Annotated in this window: 28 protein-coding genes; all 28 read left to right on the top strand. The window is 50.9% G+C overall.

Annotated elements, in window-relative coordinates:
- Window positions 1–240 precede the first annotated feature (240 nt).
- The 28 genes from NST23_RS24715 (at window position 241) to NST23_RS24580 (ending at window position 19,534) form a co-directional block, all read left to right on the top strand.
- Window positions 241–798 (top strand): DNA-3-methyladenine glycosylase I, encoded by a 558-nt coding sequence (locus NST23_RS24715; protein WP_122963769.1) that lies wholly within the window; start codon window positions 241–243, stop codon window positions 796–798.
- A gap of 28 nt (window positions 799–826) precedes the next feature.
- Window positions 827–1,303, top strand: a complete 477-nt coding sequence (locus NST23_RS24710; RefSeq protein ID WP_122963770.1) for a DinB family protein — start codon at window positions 827–829, stop codon at window positions 1,301–1,303.
- A 681-nt stretch (window positions 1,304–1,984) separates the two neighbouring features.
- Window positions 1,985–2,194: a hypothetical protein gene (locus NST23_RS24705; protein WP_063231744.1), complete on the top strand. Its 210-nt coding sequence runs from the start codon at window positions 1,985–1,987 to the stop codon at window positions 2,192–2,194.
- Between the two features lie 219 nt (window positions 2,195–2,413).
- Window positions 2,414–3,091, top strand: a complete 678-nt coding sequence (locus NST23_RS24700; protein ID WP_229049757.1) for a hypothetical protein — start codon at window positions 2,414–2,416, stop codon at window positions 3,089–3,091.
- A gap of 384 nt (window positions 3,092–3,475) precedes the next feature.
- On the top strand, window positions 3,476–3,928 hold the full coding sequence (locus tag NST23_RS24695) for a hypothetical protein (RefSeq protein WP_122963775.1): 453 nt from the start codon (window positions 3,476–3,478) through the stop codon (window positions 3,926–3,928).
- Window positions 3,928–4,110 (top strand): hypothetical protein, encoded by a 183-nt coding sequence (locus tag NST23_RS24690; RefSeq protein WP_122963776.1) that lies wholly within the window; start codon window positions 3,928–3,930, stop codon window positions 4,108–4,110. The genes NST23_RS24695 and NST23_RS24690 overlap by 1 nt, the downstream gene beginning before the upstream one ends.
- Before the next feature lie 2 nt (window positions 4,111–4,112).
- Window positions 4,113–5,450, top strand: a complete 1,338-nt coding sequence (locus tag NST23_RS24685) for a phage tail sheath subtilisin-like domain-containing protein (protein WP_122963777.1) — start codon at window positions 4,113–4,115, stop codon at window positions 5,448–5,450.
- On the top strand, window positions 5,451–5,903 hold the full coding sequence (locus tag NST23_RS24680; protein ID WP_063231751.1) for a hypothetical protein: 453 nt from the start codon (window positions 5,451–5,453) through the stop codon (window positions 5,901–5,903).
- 11 nt (window positions 5,904–5,914) lie between these two features.
- On the top strand, window positions 5,915–6,295 hold the full coding sequence (locus tag NST23_RS24675) for a phage tail assembly chaperone (RefSeq protein WP_173597647.1): 381 nt from the start codon (window positions 5,915–5,917) through the stop codon (window positions 6,293–6,295).
- A 26-nt stretch (window positions 6,296–6,321) separates the two neighbouring features.
- On the top strand, window positions 6,322–6,456 hold the full coding sequence (locus NST23_RS24670; RefSeq protein ID WP_255679189.1) for a hypothetical protein: 135 nt from the start codon (window positions 6,322–6,324) through the stop codon (window positions 6,454–6,456).
- Between the two features lie 77 nt (window positions 6,457–6,533).
- Entirely contained in the window at window positions 6,534–9,020 is a 2,487-nt protein-coding gene (locus tag NST23_RS24665) for a hypothetical protein (protein ID WP_340964819.1), read from the top strand.
- Window positions 9,017–9,610, top strand: a complete 594-nt coding sequence (locus NST23_RS24660) for a hypothetical protein (RefSeq protein WP_173597645.1) — start codon at window positions 9,017–9,019, stop codon at window positions 9,608–9,610. Before NST23_RS24665 ends, NST23_RS24660 begins: the two co-directional genes overlap by 4 nt.
- Before the next feature lie 13 nt (window positions 9,611–9,623).
- Complete coding sequence (locus tag NST23_RS24655; protein WP_340964816.1) at window positions 9,624–10,577, top strand: XkdQ/YqbQ family protein; 954 nt, start codon at window positions 9,624–9,626, stop codon at window positions 10,575–10,577.
- A 2-nt stretch (window positions 10,578–10,579) separates the two neighbouring features.
- Window positions 10,580–10,828 carry a hypothetical protein gene (locus NST23_RS24650; RefSeq protein WP_173599379.1) on the top strand — a complete coding sequence of 83 codons (249 nt, stop codon included), beginning with the start codon at window positions 10,580–10,582 and terminating at the stop codon, window positions 10,826–10,828.
- A complete protein-coding gene (locus NST23_RS24645; protein ID WP_173597642.1) occupies window positions 10,828–11,262 on the top strand; it encodes a DUF2634 domain-containing protein in 435 nt (144 codons plus the stop codon). The genes NST23_RS24650 and NST23_RS24645 overlap by 1 nt, the downstream gene beginning before the upstream one ends.
- Window positions 11,250–12,065, top strand: coding sequence for a baseplate J/gp47 family protein (locus tag NST23_RS24640; RefSeq protein ID WP_242774212.1), 816 nt, complete (start codon window positions 11,250–11,252; stop codon window positions 12,063–12,065). Before NST23_RS24645 ends, NST23_RS24640 begins: the two co-directional genes overlap by 13 nt.
- A complete protein-coding gene (locus NST23_RS24635) occupies window positions 12,062–12,703 on the top strand; it encodes a putative phage tail protein (RefSeq protein ID WP_340964813.1) in 642 nt (213 codons plus the stop codon). Before NST23_RS24640 ends, NST23_RS24635 begins: the two co-directional genes overlap by 4 nt.
- Before the next feature lie 21 nt (window positions 12,704–12,724).
- Window positions 12,725–13,027, top strand: a complete 303-nt coding sequence (locus tag NST23_RS24630; RefSeq protein WP_340965213.1) for a hypothetical protein — start codon at window positions 12,725–12,727, stop codon at window positions 13,025–13,027.
- Entirely contained in the window at window positions 13,024–14,223 is a 1,200-nt protein-coding gene (locus NST23_RS24625) for a hypothetical protein (protein ID WP_340964811.1), read from the top strand. The genes NST23_RS24630 and NST23_RS24625 overlap by 4 nt, the downstream gene beginning before the upstream one ends.
- Window positions 14,220–14,747, top strand: a complete 528-nt coding sequence (locus NST23_RS24620; RefSeq protein ID WP_340964808.1) for a hypothetical protein — start codon at window positions 14,220–14,222, stop codon at window positions 14,745–14,747. The genes NST23_RS24625 and NST23_RS24620 overlap by 4 nt, the downstream gene beginning before the upstream one ends.
- Before the next feature lie 20 nt (window positions 14,748–14,767).
- On the top strand, window positions 14,768–15,367 hold the full coding sequence (locus NST23_RS24615) for a hypothetical protein (RefSeq protein ID WP_340964806.1): 600 nt from the start codon (window positions 14,768–14,770) through the stop codon (window positions 15,365–15,367).
- Between the two features lie 15 nt (window positions 15,368–15,382).
- The gene (locus NST23_RS24610; RefSeq protein ID WP_340964803.1) at window positions 15,383–15,997 is read left to right on the top strand and encodes a DUF4376 domain-containing protein; all 615 of its coding nucleotides are present in this window, start codon (window positions 15,383–15,385) and stop codon (window positions 15,995–15,997) included.
- A gap of 12 nt (window positions 15,998–16,009) precedes the next feature.
- The gene (locus tag NST23_RS24605) at window positions 16,010–16,291 is read left to right on the top strand and encodes a hypothetical protein (RefSeq protein ID WP_340964801.1); all 282 of its coding nucleotides are present in this window, start codon (window positions 16,010–16,012) and stop codon (window positions 16,289–16,291) included.
- 205 nt (window positions 16,292–16,496) lie between these two features.
- Window positions 16,497–16,892, top strand: coding sequence for a hypothetical protein (locus NST23_RS24600; protein WP_340964799.1), 396 nt, complete (start codon window positions 16,497–16,499; stop codon window positions 16,890–16,892).
- Between the two features lie 19 nt (window positions 16,893–16,911).
- Window positions 16,912–17,952 carry a hypothetical protein gene (locus tag NST23_RS24595; RefSeq protein ID WP_340964797.1) on the top strand — a complete coding sequence of 347 codons (1,041 nt, stop codon included), beginning with the start codon at window positions 16,912–16,914 and terminating at the stop codon, window positions 17,950–17,952.
- Between the two features lie 5 nt (window positions 17,953–17,957).
- A complete protein-coding gene (locus NST23_RS24590; protein ID WP_340964794.1) occupies window positions 17,958–18,251 on the top strand; it encodes a hypothetical protein in 294 nt (97 codons plus the stop codon).
- A gap of 454 nt (window positions 18,252–18,705) precedes the next feature.
- Window positions 18,706–19,017: a hypothetical protein gene (locus NST23_RS24585; RefSeq protein WP_122963791.1), complete on the top strand. Its 312-nt coding sequence runs from the start codon at window positions 18,706–18,708 to the stop codon at window positions 19,015–19,017.
- A 121-nt stretch (window positions 19,018–19,138) separates the two neighbouring features.
- Window positions 19,139–19,534, top strand: coding sequence for a phage holin family protein (locus NST23_RS24580; protein WP_173598851.1), 396 nt, complete (start codon window positions 19,139–19,141; stop codon window positions 19,532–19,534).
- The last annotated feature ends 1 nt before the right edge of the window (window position 19,535 follow it).

Genomic DNA, 19,535 nt, shown 5'->3' with positions numbered 1-19,535 from the left:
TGCGAGCGTGAACAAAGAGAGGAGGCCCTATTGCGCTGATAGGGTCTTTTTTGTGTGAAAAACGTCTCGACGTTTTTTATGAAATGGGATGTGAGCGCTTACGGTCAACGAAACGGTCATGACCGTTTTGCTTTGGGAGAAAAATTGCGAGAATGAGCAAGAATAACTTGCAGAATAGCCAAAGATTGTATATTCTTTGCATAAGAATATATGTTCGTATTTGCTGGGAGGTTCCTTTTGATGAATCGATGTGGCTGGGTGAATCAGGACCCGTTGTATTTGGATTATCACGATCATGAGTGGGGAGTGCCTGTCTACGATGACCGGCTGCTCTTTGAATATTTGAATCTGGAAGGCGCGCAGGCGGGGCTGAGCTGGTACACGATCCTGAAAAAGCGGGAGAACTACCGCCGGGCTTTTGACAACTTCGAAGCGGCAAAGATTGTGCAGTACGACGAGGACAAGATCGAGCAGCTTTTGCAGGATGAGGGCATCGTGCGGAACAAGCTGAAAGTCAGGGGCGTCGTCAAAAACGCTCACGCCTTTCTCAAGGTCGTGGAGGAGTTCGGCTCCTTCTCCAGCTACATCTGGTCGTTTGTTGGCGGCAAGCCGATTCACAACCACTTTCAGGAGCTAAAAGATGTGCCTGCCTCCACCGAGATCAGCGACAAGCTGAGCAAGGATTTGAAAAAGCGCGGGTTTACGTTTGTCGGTTCGACGATCTGCTATGCGTTCATGCAAGCAGTAGGGATGGTAAATGACCACGTGAAGACGTGCGATCTGTATCAAAAAGACTAAAGCACAGGCAATGAGAGGAGGAGCAGACATGAATGCGACTGATCTTTTGATTCTGAATTTCGAGGAAGTCAGACGCCGCAGCATCAAGGTGTGGAGGGCGATCCCGGAAGACAAGCTGGATTGGAAGCCCGACAACAAAGCGTTTACTTGCGGGGAAATGATCCGGCACGTCATCGAGGGCGAGTTTTTGTACCATCAGATTTTGATTCAAAGAGGCAGCTCCGCTCTGTCTGCTCTGCCGAATCCGTATGACACCAAGCCGTTCACCTCGATTGAGGAAGAGTTGGCTTTTGCTAAGCCGTATCGGGACGAGTTTCTCGCCTTTGTCAAAGAGTTGGACAAAAGCGACCTGGAGAGCATCCGCATCGACCGTTCCGATGTCGGGTACGTCAGGACATTGGGCGACATGCTGCTCCGGATTGCGTACCATGAATCGGTTCATACCGGGCAGTTGCTCGATTACATGAGGACGATGGGAATCGAACGTCCGAACATTTGGGATTGAGTAGAACGGAAGAAGCTTGGGGAATAACGCAAAAGAGCCAGCGTTCTCTGCATCGGGAGGAGACGCTGGCTCTTTTGCGTTTTTTGCGCACGGCTTTTCAGCTATGCATGGTGGATGGCGTGGTTGGGAACGCTCAGGCAGAAAGGCAGCAAGAAAGCATTACGTAACCAACGAAGTATGAGAGTGGTGTACTTTTTGAGTTGTGGCTATCGTTCAAAGCACGGTTCTTTTCCAGAGAATCGCGCTTCTTTTTATGCGGAATTTTGCAATAAATACAGGGGCATTTAACCCCGTTCGATCAAGAAAAGTCAAGGAAAAAAATGATTGGAAATAACTTGAACTGAAATGGATTGTATGAGATACTTGTACTAACAAAGAGAACAAACGTTCCTGTCTATCTTTTAGGGGAAGCAAACTATCTTATTTCCAAAAATGGAATCAGGCAAGGAGTGAGAGTATGCAAAAACAAGCGATAGGCCGTATCGGCTGCATAGGCGAGAGTTCTCATTGCCGAGTGCGCAGAGGACGGTCAGGAGAGTGCAAAGCGGTACTCACGAGCCAGTTCCCTGTGCTCTCCCCGAAGAAGAATCTCGTTTTGGCAGGCGAATGGACAAGCACGAAGCTCAGCCGAGGAAGCACGATCAGAGAGCGCCTATTGATTCAAAGTAAGGATGGGCAGCGATGATGTCGATGGATTATGTCCAGGTGCTCGCTGTGGTCGTTTGTTTTCTCGTGTTGGTAGTGACGTTCAAGCATGTCGATTTGCAGATTCGCATCAACAACATTTTGGATGTGCAGTTGAAAGCGAACAAGGAGAAAGAGAAGGAGGCAGAACCGAGTGAGAAAAAAATCGATCCTCCTGTCCATGAAAAACAGCATCCGCAAGAATAGTTGAGGAGTCGGCGCTGTCCTTTGTTTCCATATCATTCCATGGGGGAAGGGGATTTTTGCAGAGATGATACAGGCAGCATTGATCGTTGCTTGCGCCCTGTTGGTCGGAGTGATCATCGGGCAGAGCATTTTAGCAGAAAAGGTACGAAAAAGATAGATAGCAGCAAAACGAAACGATGTATCTCTACAGCTTTTACGAGAGAACGAGGGGGAAAGAGAATGACGACGACAACTTTGATCAGTAAAGACATGTTGATGGAAGCGGTGTGCGAAGGTTGCCCGGCGACGTGCTGGGGGAAGCGGACGCATTGCCAGGTCCATGACCAGCATATCGGCAAAATTGAATCGTGCCCGGAGTGGGACAGATATTTGCAGCAGCAGCAAGCAAAGCCAGCACGGCCGATTCAGAAAGAGGCGAGTAAACAACGGGAAGTCCGCTTTGATTTGCACGAGTTGGCTCCAGCCCTCTCTGTTTTGCAAAAGACGGAAGAAGAAATTCGCGATTACAGCTACATGCAAATCGAGATTGTCCGCATTCAGCGCTATTTGCGGGAAGCCGGGGAAGGCATGGTCAGCCAGTACGGATTGGATTCGGCCATGCCAAAAGGCCAAGGCTCCCACAGCGACAAAACACACGCGGAAGTCGTTCGCCGGGAACGGAAACAGAAGCGGCTGCAAAATTTGCAGGACAAAATCGAGCGGATCAACAGAGCGGTAGAAACGATTCGCAGCGAACAGGAGCGACTGATTGTGGAAGCGCTGCTGGATGGGGAGAAAAACAATTTGATCGCCAAAGCGATCGGGGTGTCCCGCCAACGCTACTACGAGATTAAGCGGAGTGCTGTGCTGAAAATGGCGTGGGCGATGTACGGGGATGAAATGCAGCAGACGGGATGAAAAAGCGAAAAGTGAATACGCAGAAGATGCGAGAAGCTCGATTTTGGCGCGACATGCCAGGATCGGGCTTTTTTTTTTGGAGCTGGAATGAAGTAGCTGGAATCGTTGAAAGAGCTGGAACGATCTTCGAGCGGCTTTTTCCAAAAGGGCGGGCGAATCACTGGCTAACAAGGCTGACAAGAGCTGACACTCCCTGACACTTACGTGAAAAATCCATTTTGATCCGCGCAAAAGGTTATAATGGACTCAAGCGAATCAAGTAAGAGACACAAGAAGCCATCTGGTCAATTGCCGGGTGGCTTTTCCTGTTCGCTAATCCGACGAAGGAGGGAGCTGGCATGTGACAAACAGCAGGCAAGCAGTGCAACCAAGGGAGGTGGGAGGATGGAGGATCGCGAGTTGTCCGTTCTTTCCGAACTGATCGGGGAAGCTTATCCGCAGCTGGCAACGGTCGTCAACGTCGACGACTGGATGGCTCAGCGTTTTTCCGCACCGGCCGCGTTTTTGCTGACGCAAGGCATCGGGGAGACGGGCAGGAGCCATGCTTCCTATCAAGTGCAGTCAGAGGCGTGGATCGTGCTGCATTATCCGAAAACAGCTGGCGTGTACCAGAGGCTGTCGGACGAGCCGCTGCGCCAGCTTTTGCGCAAGTCGCAGTACAGCTATCGCGGTACGGCGTCGGATTTGTCCATCGACATCGACAGCTCGACATTGCGAATCTGGCGGGATAAGCGGGATCGCACGGAAATTGCGTTTCGGTTTACGTACGTCGTCACGGTGCCGAAAGCGGCGGAAGCGACCATCAACGAATTTGAGATTGAGGAGGGACGTTCCTAGTGGCAAAAAAAGAGCAGCAACCTGATGTTGTGAAAACAAAACAGGAGTGGATTTTGAGCGCCGCCTATCTGGAAGCCGAACGGTTCGAGGTAGCAGGCGCTCTTTTTATGGCGGCAGACAACGAGCAGCTGTCGGAAGGGCAAGTAAAAAATCGATTGACCAAATACAAAGGCGGGGTGTAAGCATGACAATTCAACGTGAACGGCCGGGCGTAACGGTCGAACTGATCGCAAAGGCAAAAGAACGAGTAGTACCAAAGAGCGGTGTTGTTCTGGTTCCGTACCAGGCAGAGTGGGGAGCGCCGGATGAACTGGTGAAGCTGGGCAGCTACGAGGAGCGCATGGCGCAAACGTTTGGCAAAGCGGATACGGTCGAACTTGCGGCAGAAGGCGGGGCAACCGTCCTGGCGTATCGCATGACGAACGGAACAGCGGCGAAGGCAGCTTACGAGCAGGCGAATGCCGTGCGGATCGAGGCGCTTTATCCGGGCTTGCTGGGCAACGAATTGCGCGTCGTCATCGTCGCTTCTACTTCCGAGCCGGGCAAAAAGGAGCTGCAAGTAAAAGGGCCGCTGCAAACCGAGAAGTTTTCGTTTGCGGATGCAGATGAGCTGGTGGCGAAAACAAGCCAGTCGCTTTACGTGCGCGTGAAAAAGCTGGGCGATGCGGCGATTGCCGTAGCTTCCGAAGCGAATTTGACAGGCGGCACCAGCGGGACAGCGGCACTCTCGGCAGCGGATTCCAGCAAGCTGTTCATGGCTGTTTCCGGTGCGGATTTTGACGCCATGTACTTGCCGTTCGACGATGCTTCCGTGCAGGCAGCGGCCAAGCAGTTTATGAGCGATCGCCGCAAGCTGGGCAAAAAGCTGAGCACGCTGGTCATTGGCGGCAAGGCTGCGGACGATGAAAACATGGAGAAGCATGTGGAGCGCTCTGTCGCGCAAAATGCCCGTTATGTCGTCAATTGCGCCATCGCTGGCCAGCACAACAATGGAAACACATATGGCAGCCTGCAGTGGGCGGCATGGGTAGCGGGCATGATCGCGGCGACGCCTGCGCACGAATCGTTGACGGCGGTTGTCGTGCCGCTGAAAAAAGCGCTGAAAGACTGGGGCCACACCGACATTTTGCAAGCGCTCAGCTCGGGAACCTTGGTCGCCACCCGTGACGGCGAGGTGTACATCATCGAGAGCGCCGTGAACACGTTGGCTGTTTTGGGTGCACACGAGCGGGAAGATTACGGCAAAATCCGCGTCAGCATGACGCTCGACCAGATCGTCAACGACATCAATGCAGTCGGCAAAAAGTACAAAGGCAAGCTGGGCAACAACGACCTGGGCGGTGCGGTGTTTGTGTCTGCGGTCAACACTTATTTGACCGTGCGCGAGCAGCAAGGCGCGATTGAGACAGGCTGGACGTTTACAGACAAAAAGAACGGAAACGGCGATCGCCGCGGCTTCCTGCTGTCGGCCAAGCCATTGGATGCGATCGAATACTTTGACATTGACTGGGAGGTGCTGTAATTGGCTATTGCACGCGATATCAAACTGAAAAATTGCCAAGTTTACGATGAAAATGGAGATCCGATCTACGGAACACTGGAGGGCAAAATGGTCCTCAAGGTCGAGTACGGTGACACCAACCGTCTGCAAAAAGGGAAAATCCAGACGGTCAATGACTGGCATGTAGAGGTCACGCTGAAAATTACGGCTACCAACGCCGCTTTGAAATACTACTGCGTCGAGCAATTGACCCAGGGCAAAACGCCTGTGCTGCCGTTTTTGATTGGAGAGACGCTGGACAAGGAAGCGGGCAACTCCGAGCGCGTCCGCATTTCCAACATCGTGTTGAATCCGGAAGAAATCACGCTGTGGGAAGCGAAGGCAGACGGCAACGATCACGCTACCTACGACCTGAAAGGGATGTCCATCGACAAGCCGGACTACCTGGATGAATTGCCAGCTTACATCGAATAGGAGGAAGAGACATGAGCAAACTGCAAAAATATTTGGCAAAAGCGAATGAACAAGCGCCGCGCAAAGAGGTGGTTGTCGTCATCGACGGCGACGAATGGAAAGTGCGCCAACTGAACCTGTCCGAGCTGCGCGAATGCGAGCGCATGGCAGACAAGGGAGAAAAAACAGACTGGTTCCTCTACAACGACGCCCGAATCGTCAAGGCGACCGAGCATGAGTTTTCGTGGAACCAGGAAGAGCTGAAAAAGGCGTACAAGGCCGGAACGAAGTACGAGCTGGTGGAGAAAATTTTCCGCGACAATCCTGAGGGATACAGCAAGCTGCTCCAGGCAGTGCGCGATGTAAACGCAGGCCAGTCGGAAGAAGAGGCCATTGAAGAAGCAAAAAACTGATCCGATCTGACGGAGAGGCTTGGCACATGTGCCGCGCTTTTTTAAGAGGCCGGGGCCGTCCGTCGGATCTGTTGGAGTACGATGTGGACGCGTACAAGCAAAAGCTGTTCGTGATGGCTTGTCAGATGGTCGAGCTGGAGGATGAGGAAAGAGCCGGGTGAAGGGGCTCGGCTTTTTCCGATCCCGCTTTAGGATATAAAAGGAAGTTGGATGACAGTTAAGACAGGAGGTGAAATGAATGGCAACAGATGCTGTTAGATTGAAAGACACGCGTTCGGAAATGAAGCGCATGCTGCACGAAATGGGCGCGATGACCAAGGAAGTAGGCCGAGCAGGACGGGAAATGCAGAGCATGACCAATAAGCTCTCCGCAGGACTTAGTCGAATGAAGAGCGACGTTCAGAAAGTCAGGGCCAGCATGGATGAGCTGAACAAAGTGAAGCCTAAAGTCAAATTTGTAGACATTGCCCCCAAGTTTGACGACATGAAAAAGGAGTGGGCCAACTTAGGGGGACTCTGGAATGGTGTTGCTTTTGGCACATCGATGGATGGAGTCAAAACGGAAGCCAAGGCTGCGGGGCAAGAGCGGGCTATTTATGCAGGCAGTGGAAAAAGCGCTGCGGAAATGAGAGTTTTCGAAGAGATGGCCGCGAAATTGACAAGGCTCAATCCTTATCTGACCGAACCCGCGGCGATGGCTCTGATTGCAAAAAGCGGGAACGTCGATCCAAAAATGGTGGAAGAGGCAGCAAGACTGGCTGTCACGACTCGTCTTGCCGGGGAAGAAAGTGTAAGAATGATGACAGCGATTGGCGCCGCAACACAGGCTGATGCCAAACCTGAACAACTGGCGAATGCGCTTCAGTATATGAACAATGCGGGAGCAGGCAATCTTAGCCTCAAGCTGGTAGATTCCCTCGCGCAATTCAACACAGCGAATGGCAAAATGCTGAATACCCCAGAGAAACTGGCTGCCGTGGTCGGAGAAATCAGCCAGCTGTCCCTGAATAGCAAGGAGTTTGGCGCCCTGTTGATCAAGGGTCAGGAATATAACGCCAATGGTGGACTTGTACAGCTTCTTGCATCCAAATACGAAAAGCAAATTCAGGAGTCTGACCCGGAAAAGAAACTAACCGACGAGCAGAAAAAAGCCATGGCACAACAAAGAGCCGAGGAAGATTCCAAAAGGCTTGCTATAGGGCTGGCTTCTACAGACAAAGACGAGCAGCGAATCGCATTGGGAAAAATGATGATGCTGATTGCTGCCTCTTCGAACGCGGCGGAACAGCAAAAAGCCATGGCCAGTCTGGGCGGCGATTCGGGAAATATTGTGGAGAAGACGGTCAAGATTGCCTCCGGCGATATGAAGCCAGAGATGAATAACGAGGTAGATAAAGCATATGCAGCTTCATCCCAGGCCGACCCGTTTTTTGCTACGCTTCAGGCTCAGGCAGAGGCGAAGCATGAGGCGATGGACGCGATCGGAAAAGTAACTAGCGATTTGTCGGGTGTCACTGCGCTGGTCTCCAAAACAGCTGCACTTTTCACCGGCTGGTTCAACAGTTGGGATGAGACGGTAAGGAAAGGTGCCGTATATATGGTAACGGCTGTGACCGTCATTTTGACAGTCGGTGCCCTTGCAACAAACATCTGGACGAAAACGAAAGCTTTTTTCACTACGGTAGGGGGGCTTATAGCCAGAATAGGCAAAAAAGGAAAAGCAGCGGAGGAAGAAAAACCGCTCAATCCGGATGCAGGAGGAAAACGAGAGTGCTGCTGCTGTTGCTGCTGCGACGGTTCTGGCGCAGGTGGTAAAAAGGGGAATAAATCCAACAATAAGGGTAACAAAAAAAATAACAGCAATAAAAACAGGAACGGGTCGAACAAGTCTGCTGCTGGTAATGAAGCGAACAAGCAGACGGGAGGCAAACGCAATGCAACCGCAGTTGGTGCAGTCGCAGGCGCAGCTCCTCTTGGCATCAGTGCAGCTGTGCCAGGTGCTTCTCCTCTAGACATGATGCCTGAACTGCCGGACATGACTGAACTGGATAGTGGCGGCCGAGAGAAAGCGGATAAAACCGAAAAAGCCGGAGGAAAAGGCTCCTGGAAAAAGATCGCGAAGGCAGGATTGAGAAGGGTACCGCTCGTTGGAACCTTGCTCGGTGTTGCGACAATCGCCGGATCGGAAAATAAAGTGGATACGGCAGCACAAGTAGGTGCAGAAGCGCTTGGTGGATGGGGAGGCGCAGCTGCTGGCGCGGCGATGGGAGCTGCTGTAGGCTCCATTGTTCCGGGACTTGGGACAGCAATCGGAGGAGCGATCGGCGGCATCATTGGTGGCTTCGGAGGTTCTATGGCGGGAGGCGCGATCTATGACACAGCAAAAAATTGGTGGCAGAACAGGTCGCTTGCGAAAGAAGGAGATACAGCACAAAAGCAGCAGCTTTTCGGAAAGGAGCGGCGCAGGACACGCGCACCTCAAGCAGCGCCGCAAAGGTCAACTGCCCCTGCCTATTCACCAGCAGGAAATCCGAATGCAAAAACACAGAGCGTCTCCTTGACGATCCCACAACTGACAATTTCTTTGCATGCGGACGGTGTGCTGCAAGATATTCCGACGATGCTGAAAATGCTCAATGATCCAACTGTCAGCCAAAGAATCAGAGCGATCATCGAGAGGGCACTGTTGGACGCGCTGGAGACAAGAGGAGGAGTGGTGACATGATTCGCATGCAAGGCAAATACACACTGACATTCCCGGTCACTCCAGCCGAAATCCAATTTCGCGGCTACGGTAACGATGTCGAAGGCACCACGTCGATCACGTTGCTCGCCGCCAATCGCATCTCGGCCAGACGTCCGAAATCGATCAGTTTCGATTTCTTTTTGCCGGGAGACATTACAGCTCCTTACATCGAGGTCAAAGGCTACCAAGGTCCGAGACCGTGGCTTGCCGGATTGGAGCGGTTGACAGGATCAGAGGTGCTGCTGACGATCGACGAGTTGAATCTCGCCTGGAATGTGCTGATCGGGCCGTGCGATGGCAAGTTTCAGGGGAAAAACGTCGATTTTCACGGCTCGATTGAGCTGCCGCTGTTTGTAAAAGACGAATTTATTACCTGGAGCAACCAGACGCAGCTTCTCTCCCCTGGCGCCGTCATCTCGCGGCAGCAGCCGGTTCGTCCCAATACGAGCGGCAAGGTAGCGAAAAAGACGAAGAAGCAGAAGGCGATCACTCAGTCTGCTGGCAGCAGCCGGGCTGAGGACATGCGCATGCGGATTCAAAAAAAGCTGGAAGACGCACACGGATTTTAACGGAGATGATGAGATGAAAGTCATATATGGGAAGGAACAGACTCGATATGACCTTTCCCCGGCTGTCACAGAGCTGTCCTGGTCATCGTCCCGCGGGCAAATCGCCGGGCAGTTGAGTGTGCAAATCAAGGAAGCCCCGCCCCTGCAAGCGGCCGGCTTTTTGATGCTCTTTTCCGGCAATCAGCTAAAAGAAGCGCAGCAAATCTTCCACGGTCCGCTTGTCCGCCTCGATCGCGACGATCGGACTGGGGATTTGTCCGCGACAGCTTACGAGCTTGGCTGGTATTTGCAAAAAAACGAAGTATCCCGCATCAAGCTGGACGGCGATGCCGGAACGGAGCTGGCGCGAGTCATCAAGGCGGCGGGCGTGAACATAAGCTGCCCGCCTTTTGGCTTCACGACCAAAGAGCGCATTGCTCCCCAATCATATACGGCTCTGTTCACATCGCTGACCGAGCAAGCGTACGAGAAAACAGGCGCCCGCTATTTCGTGCAGTACCAGCGCGACAAGCTGACCGTTTTGCCGGAGGGGGCAAACCCGATCGTTCCGCTGTTCAAGGCAAGCTTGCTTTCGACAAGCTCCACAGGCGAGAGCATCGAGGATGTGTACACGGTGGTGACAGCAGAGCGCTACCAGGACGACAAGGTGGCGAGCAGTGCGACGAAAGCGAACGAGAGCCTCGTCAAGCAAATTGGTCGCATGCAAAAGGTCATCGACGCCGGGGAGGACAAAAATGTTGCCGCTTTGGCAGCGAAGCAGCTTGCCGAGCTGTCCAAAATCCCGCTGACAAGGTCGATCTCGGTCCGTCATGAGGACGAGCAGGCGGCAAGGCTTCGCGCAGGCTGGCTGATCAAGATCATGGAAAAGAACAATCAGACCATTACCGATTGGATCGTCACCAGTTGCAACGCTCACTGGAAAGGCGGGCAATACACAATGGATCTGCAACTGGAAAGGAGGACGTAACCATGCAATCCGTCATTGCAAAGCTCAGGGGATATACACAGGACGGGCTGGTGAACACCCGAGGGGAGTTCGGACAGCTTTTGTCGCTCACGCCGTTGTCCGTCAAGCTCGACGAAGACCCAACGCCTTTGGAGCCGGATGAAATTGTCGCCTTGCGCTCTGCGGAGTTGCGCCAGGAGGACGTAGGGAAAAAGGTTGCCCTGCTTTCCTGCACGAACGATCAATACCTCCTGCTCGGGGTGGTGGAATGATGTTTCCCCAGTTGACGGGCACGGAAGACATTTTGACGGCGCAAACGGACGAGCCGATTCCCTGGACGTATCAGTTCGATTGGGAGACGAAGCAGTTGAAGCAAGGGCCAGATGGCCGCTATTTGCGCACGAGAACATATGCAGAATACTTGCAGGAGACGGTGCACAAAATTCTCCACACCCGCCGCTTTCGCTACGCGATTTACTCGGAGCGGTACGGGGTGGACTTTTTGGCGGAAAAAGGCCGGATGCGCTCCGGTTTGTCATTGCCGACGATCAAGGCGCAGACCGAGGAAGCGCTGGAGGCACACAGCGAGATTGAGCGCGCTGTCGTGCAGGACATTCGCTTTGCGAGCGGCCGGGTCATTTTGCAACTGGAGATAGAAGGAACAAGAGGCACAACCCGATTGGAGGTGGATGCATGGCAACGATAGACAGACCTGAAATGCCGATTTTGCGGGAGACGCCCGAACAGATTTACCAGCGGATCGCGAACCGGATGGCTGTGCTCGCGCAGAAGCGCGGGGAGACGCCGCCGGCTACGGGAGAGGGGGAAATCCACTACGATTTGGCCTACCCGATTGCCGAAGAGCTTAGCGAGCAGCAGCAGCTTTTGGAGTACGGCTTTTTGCAAGCCTTTCTTCCTTGGGCAGACGGTGAATATTTGGACGCGTCAGGCGTCTTTTTCGGCCTCCCTCGCAACGAGGGAGAAACTGACGATGCCTATCGCAAACGTTTGCTGGATCGGGCGCGCTCCGAAGAAGGCGACGGCCGCCGCCAGGACTATGAGCGCTGGGCGCGAAACGTTGACGGCGTAGGCGGAGCAGTCGCTGTAGAGAAAGCGCGGCACGATCTGTCGATTGATCTGTACATCACGGATGCGAGCGGTCAGCCCGCCACGGAAGAGCTGGCGAATACTGTGCGTACCAAGCTGGAAGACAAAAGGCGGGCTTTGCACGAACTGCGGGTGCTGCCAGCCAAGGTTTATCCCGTTTCGATTGCAGTGAAGCTGGCGCTGCGCCCCGATGCTGAGCAGGCGAAGATCGAGGAACAGATTGCTGCCCAAGTGAAAACGTATTTGAAAGGGCGTTCGCAGATCGTGTACCAGCAGATCGGGGCGCTCTTTTTCGTGGACGGGGTCGTCGACTTTGCGGATTACACGCTGAACGGCCAGGAAGCCAATTTAACCGTGCCTGCTGACTCTGTCGCTTCGCTCGCTTTGGCGGTGACGACATGATCCCAGAACGCTACAGGCAAATGTTGCCGCCGCAATGGTACGAGAACAAGGTAGCGGAGTATCATTTCGAAGGCGCAGCAACCGCAGTCGATGCTTTTCATGCGGAGCGGGAAGACGTTTTGCGGCAGTTCCATCCGTGGTCAGCGACCTGGGGGCTGGATGTTTGGGATTGGATTTACTTTGGTCAAAAGCAGTTGCTGGGTGTTGAGGAGCGGCGGAAGAATATACGGCAGAAGCATTGGGCTCGGCTGCCTTTTACACTTGCAACCTTAAAAACGATGGGACAGTCAGCTGGAAAGCTAGAAAGTGTAAAAGAAGATTTTGAGAACAAGGAGATTATTTTTGAGTATTCAGGCATAGGACCAGTTCAGCTTGTTGATTTGTCCAGAAATTTTGAAGAAATCAGGCCAGTTCATGTCAATGGCAGTAAAGCAATTGTTCGTAGTAAGAGGGAGAGCATTCTTGTTTCTGCTTTTGCTCGTTCATTTGATGTGGAATATCCAATATGTGGACTTTTTTACGCCGAAGATGACTTAGAAGGACGGATTTTTAAAGAGAGTATGGCGATACAAGAAATAGCACGTACAAGCCCTGTAGACTATCCTTTGACTGATACATTCTACCCTGTTCCAGAATAGGAGGTGATATCATTGGCAATTGTGCAAAATCGGTTATTGGAGCTTCTGCGTGACGATCTGAGTGGTCATGTTTCGGCTGCCCTCATTAATGTAGACGGGCAACTCAAGACTTATCCAATTTTTAAAACTACCATCAGTGGAATGAAAGTAACCAAGTATGTCTATTTGGATGATGTGCAAGCTCGAGGCCAGATCATGGCTGCTTCATTGGTAGACAGTACAGGCAATACTTTGGCAACGAAAACATTGAGTATCACTAAGGGCGACAGTGGGCTGCTGATCGCCTTTGAATTTGAGGTGAAAGTGGAGGTGAGCACATCGTGAGCTATCAAAAAAATACATGGATTGATCATATCGTCGATCCGAGTACCGGAGATGTCGTTCAGCAAGGGACAAAATTTACGGCTACTCGCGCCAACCACATGGAAAGTGGTATTGAGAGGGCACACCAACTTATTGAAGACCTTGCGCAGACCGCTGTAGGTAGCGCGGTAGTATCAGGTCTGATTTTTTCTAACAGCGGTCTTACTGCGAGTTGGACGTCTGGCATTGCATATGTCAATGGAGTTCGGTTTGACGTAGCGGCTGGCAGCATCGCTTTGAGCGACACGCAAGGCCAATACATTTACCTGGACAGCGACGGAATCATCAAGAAAACTACGTCACGAGATGCTGCAAGTGCTCAATGCTTGTTGTGGTACTTTGCAACAGATGCAAGCTCAGTGATTACTTCGACGGATCAGCGGACTATCACAACGACAATCAAAACTCCGACAGCCGCGTCAGTAACGATTGAGGATGCAAATAACAGATTTGCAGGTGGCAATGTCGAAGAGGCGCTCGCAGAATTGAGTGCTAAAGACAGTACGATTGCCGCGGACGCCAAAGCCTACACAGACCAGCAAGTTGCTCTGGTAACAGCGAGCGGGATACCAAAATTGGTGTCGTACTCGTATGTTCTGACAGCTACAACGAGTGGTCAGACGGATTTTGATATTCCTCTGGCAACATTTGTGGCGGAAACGGATACGGTCATGGTTGTACAGAATCGGACAACACTGAACAAGAATGACTACTCAATTGTGAACGTCTCGGGTGCGAACAAGGTTCGATTGGCGGAGGGAGTGTCGTCTGGTACGGAAATTGCTCTGCTGATCCTCAAAAACGTGCCACAGGGGGCAGAAGGAAGCATTTCGGCAAGCGTTTTGGCAGATGGTACGATATCGGCTGCGAAGTTGGACACGGCTTTACAGCAAAAGGTTGCTCAGTTGGAAAAATACAAAAAAAATCGAAGCGGCAAAGACGCGAACGGGGTTTTCACAGTATTAGAGTACCGACGCGTTTCTGACAACACGCTTTACATGAAGTCGACACTCTCTAATCCTGATTCGAAAGGGAGCTATCAGACTGACACCCGTGTTTACTACAAAACAGACGGAACCACCGTAGACCAGACAGTCACCGTCAACCGCACCTATGATGCAGACGGAGATTGGATAAGCGAGGTGCCAAGCGCATGAGCATAGATACTTGGCGTGATCACGGTGCGGACAAAGGCATCAACGGTGCGGACAAGCAGGCTCTGATTGACCTGACAAACGCTGCCGACACGAATCAGAGCACCGTCAAAACGAATATTGCCACTGCTCTGAACGCAGTCAGTACAGACAAAGCGCTTGGGCTTACGGCAGCATCAACGTGGGCGGAAATCACGGCGAAAATTCTACAAGTCAAAACCGGGAAAAAGTATGCTACTGGTACAACAGCGATCACAACGCCAAATCAAACTATTGTGGTAAGCGGTCTGTCATTTCAACCACGAGTCATCATTGTCCATGGTAGTGTAAGCGGCGAGTCCAGCTATCTGCAAGTTGCCTCTACACCAGATGGTAGTACGCAGCTACAGGATGATCCTTACAACGGCTATGTAAATGTTGGACAAACTGCAAATGTTACGAAAACGGTAAATGGGTTCACCTATGAGATCGGAGATAATCAGCGAAACAAGTGGTCGAGTCCAGTGACGTGGTACGCATTCGAATAGAGTAGAAAGGAGGTCAATACATGGCACAGCTACCAAGCGCATCGACAATCAAAGACATCATCGCTGCCCTTCAAGCTATGGAATGTATAAATCAAAAAGCCGACTTATTTTCAGTCATAGGAAGCCCGGCATTAATCACAGATGAAGTCGCGACGCTCATCACGACTCTGCAGAATCAAAAGAACAGCCTGGCGGCAAACATCACAGTAAAAGGTACGGTTGCCGTAGGAACAGAAACCATAAAATCCTTGGTTGATAAAGTAGCATCGTTACCTGTGAAGCGATCTGCAACAGGGAGTTTTACTGCCACGGCGGCATATTCGGACTATACGGTTACCGGTCTAGCATTCAAACCAACGCTCGTTTTCCTTTACAGCAACAGTACGACTAGCACATCAAACAGGCAATTCACAACTTTGGTTGACTATAACCGAATACCAACCAATCTCTATTATTCCGGCGCAGGTAAACTGAAGGCACTAACCAATTACGGTACGCCATCTAGCGATTTCAACTCCACGTCTACAACATCAGATACAACAATCAACAACATTACCGCAGACGGATTCTCAGTAAGGGTGCAGTATCCAATTACATTGTATTGGCTGGCAATCGAATAAGAGGAGGAATTAGGAATGCAATACGTTGGGCGGAAAATCTATTTCGATAAACTAACTGGAAATGTGTTAGTGGATACTGGTGAACGAGCAGGAGCAGTCGTTGAAACGACACAGGAACAGGATTTTCGAACTTTTACAACTTTGGCCGAGCGCGTACCAGACACTGTAGGCAGCTTGCAGCTCGAATACGGCCAAGATGCGGATATGTTTGCTCAATATCAGTATCGGGTCGATCCGGCAACAGAGACGATCGTTTGGAGCTTGACGCCACCAGAGGCTCCACTGGAACAGGTGAAGCAGGCCAAGGTCGACTATTTGAATCAGGAGTGTTTCAAGGCGATTTACGCAGGATTTACTTCTGCGTCGACGGGGCACCAATTCCGTTTCAATGAAGAGGATCAGGTAAACTTCAACCAGCAAAGCACCTTGTTCCTGCTGAAGCCTGCTCTTGCCGAGACGCAATGGAAAACGGAAGACGCGGGCATCGTCAGCCTGACGCGGGAACAGTTCATTGAGGTGGTGCTGGAGGCAGGGCAGCATAAGCAGGAGCAAATCGCTAGGTACTGGGGGCTGAAAGCTCAGGTCGAAGCCGCTGAAACAAAAGAACAGATCGACGCAATCAACTGGTAGGAGGTCGAGCGCATGGACTTGAAGCGCTTTGACCTTCTTTTTGTTCGCGGGCAATCACCATTAGCACGGGCTATACAGTGGTTTACTGACTCACTATACAGCCATGTTGCAATCGTGCTGGATGACATGCACATCGCCGAGACGGACTGGCGTTTTCCGCTGCAATGGAACCACAACAATTACCCGCCGTGGCAATACGACGTGTACCGATATCGTGGTGAGCTGACGGCGGTGCAGGCTGATGTAATGTCCACGTTTATCCAAGAGCACATTGGCACGCCGTATGACTTCTAGCAGACTGTCACGAACGGGGCTGTATCTGCTGACTGGTCTGCCGATCAGTGATGCGCCGGGCCGAATGAATTGTAGCGAGACGGTGGACAAGATGTTTGCGGCAGCGGGCATCAGGCTGACGAGCGGCGATATCGGCAAGGTTTCGCCTGCTGATTTGGCTCGATCTGGGGGATTAATGAAGATCACATAGGAAGGAGGAGCCTACATGAAACCAGGACTCCAAGAAGTAAAATTGCCTATCATTCGAATTGACTCTTCACCAGGCAAAGGTATTTGGGTTGAAAACTCCGTGTCAGGAGCACAACTGAAATTGCGAGACGATAGCAAATTGGAATACGACGGCGTTGATGTAATCAGCCCGGACTATAAAGTACGACGTAGCGCCAAAGATGCGAACGGAAAATACACGCAAGTTGATTACCTGCGGCCAGCCGACAATACGTTGGCGATCCGGACGGCACTGATTGGGGCGGTAGACTCTAATGGTAATTACCCGACGATGAGAGTGATTAAGTATAAAGCGGACGGTGTAACAGTCATTTCAACCGTTGACAACCCGATTACCTATGATGTCGATGGTGATTATATAAATTGCGGTTAAGAAGGGAGGGAAATTGATTATGGATACTGCACTGTTATTGGCTGCTCATGGAATTGGGGTTGGATCGAGAAAATCCGACTACAAAAAGGAATTACTCGTCTCAGCATCGAGGATGAGGCGGGACGATCCGAAGGCACAAAACACCTACACAGATCCTATTCTCGCCATCGACAAAACAAGAGTAGCCACATATCGCAGCAATGCCGTTTCCACAGTTGATATTTACTTACACGAGACGAAACAGCTTGTATGTTCTATCAACTTGGTGGCGGTTTATGGTAGTGGTTGTTATCCAGAATTAGCATCAATAATCAGTGGTGGTTTTGTTGGCAACTATTTGGTGCTAAATGTTTACTATCCCACCGGACCGAATAGGTATCTCGGTGTTTTCAACGCCACAACTGGTACATGGGTTCGGACACTATCAAACAACCAAGGCCGTTTCGAAGATTTCAAGAATGACCCTTCCGATGGTTCGTTATACACCAACAGTTATTCTTACATTAAGAAAATCGACACGAACGGCAACGAGGTCTGGAATACAGCCATAAACTCCTCAGAAGGCGGTAACGTGATCGCAGGGTTTGAAGATGGGAATGTGTATAGCGGACATAATACCAACGGCAAAATGTCATGGTATGACAAAGTGACTGGATTGAAAAAAGGCGAGAGGGCGGTTACCCCCTCTTCGACGCAAAACGTCGAGACTATGCGAAAATTTGGCACAGAGTATTTCGTTGGGTATTCAAATGAATACAAGGTTTTTACCGACAATACATTTGCCACGCTGGCGAGGACGGTCACAAACGTAGCAATGTTTTACAAGATAAGCGACACAGAAATGCTGGTGTGCAGTTGGAGTGGCACCGCCGGGTGTGGCGAAATGTATACAGTGAACCCGGTTAATTTCAACATTATCAATCCGTGTGTTTCCGCATTCAATATTGACCAGCAGCCGCATTACGAGGAAATTGGTAAGCTGATTATTACCAGGTATTCGTTGGGCGGTGGATACATTCTGCAAGGTAACAGTTTGGTAAAAATACACTTGAAAGGATGATTGAAATGTTGTTGGTTTTGTACAAAAGTGTAGATGATAAAAATATGGTTTCTAGTATCATCAACTTGAATGTTGCTGATGTGCCGCAGGATGTCAAAGATTCCGGGGTTATCGTTGAGAGTATTCCCGACCCGGAGGCGCAGCCGGGAAAAACGGCGGTGGCGTATGTTGATGTGACAAACAAAGCCGTTTATTACGAATATGTGGGCAGGCCATTGATGCCAGAAGAAAGGATTGCCCAATTGGAACAACAATTAAAAATCACGCAAGATGCCCTAGATGCACTCTTGCTGGCATAAAGGGAAGGATAACGATGGCAAGTAAACTCTATTCGTATTGCACGATGAGATGGGAATCCGGTGCGTGGACTGAAGCTGAACTGATAACTGCCGTATCAAAAAATCACATCACAGAAGACGAAAAAACAGAGATCATGGCCCAGCCCCAACACAGCGCATAGAGCGCCTTTTCCAACACGGAGAGGGCGTTTTTCATGGGGGAGCTACTGAGTGGCTCCTTTCCGTTAGCTTCAAATTTGTCTCAATGCATAACTTTAGTTAGAGGACCAGTTATACGTTATGAGCTTATAATCACATTTGCCCGTTGTAGGTTTTTTGCTTTTTATCCGTTGATGGAACGCCGTGTGCGATGAAAGTCGCTCGCGCGGTGTAGGCTCGAACGAAACCCCTCGTGGAGAGAAGGGGATAAGTCGAGAATAGCGATACCAGCCCGGCAGTTGGCACAATCACTGTTATGAATGCGAGTATTTTGCTGATTAGCTTCAATGAAGAATTATCAGAGGATACCTTATCCATTACTGATATCGATCAGCTCATTACCCACATTAACAGTCATACTGGAGCCAACTTAAAAAAACAAAATTGGAACCAGAGTATTGAATGGGATACAACCGATCCGGAAAAGCCCATTCTCAAGGTTTACATGCGTTATAATCCTGATACTTGGCATACCGGGTTTTTCTATCAAGTAAAGTTTGTTCCCGGGGCAGTAAAGGATAAACACGAGAACATAACGTATGAAACACCATTAAGTGGTCCATTTTAAAACGCCATCAACGGCCCTCGGGTAAAACCGAGGGTATTTTTTTATCACCAAGACCGAGAGCCAGCCCCGAGCCGATCGGGGCAATTTTTACTGCACCGAGGGGAGAGAGGAAGAAGAGCGAATGGACAACTTTATCAAAGCAGGAATTGCTATCGGAGGCGCAGCAGCCTCGTTTCTTTTTGGCGGCTGGTCAGCATTGCTCAGTGTGCTACTCGCATTCGTCATTTTTGATTTTGTCACTGGTCTGATTGCAGCCGGAATGGAAGGAAAGTTAAAAAGCAAGGTCGGTATGATCGGCATTGCGCGGAAGTTGTTCATTTTTTGCATGGTCGCGATTGCGCATCTGATCGACATGTCGCTTGGTGACCAAAATTTCATCCGCGACGCGACGATCTTTTTTTACCTGGCAAATGAGCTGCTAAGCATTATCGAGAACGCGGGACGCATTGGCCTGCCCGTTCCGGAATTGATTAAGCGAGCAGTAGAGGTACTAAAAGGGAGAGGGGAAGGGAAATAAC

Origin of the sequence: Brevibacillus sp. FSL K6-0770 (assembly GCF_038000275.1) — a bacterium.
In the GTDB taxonomy this organism is placed as follows: Bacteria; Bacillota; Bacilli; order Brevibacillales; family Brevibacillaceae; genus Brevibacillus; species Brevibacillus parabrevis.
Note: the sequence above shows the minus strand (reverse complement) of the source record. Positions and strands in the feature narration are given on the sequence as shown.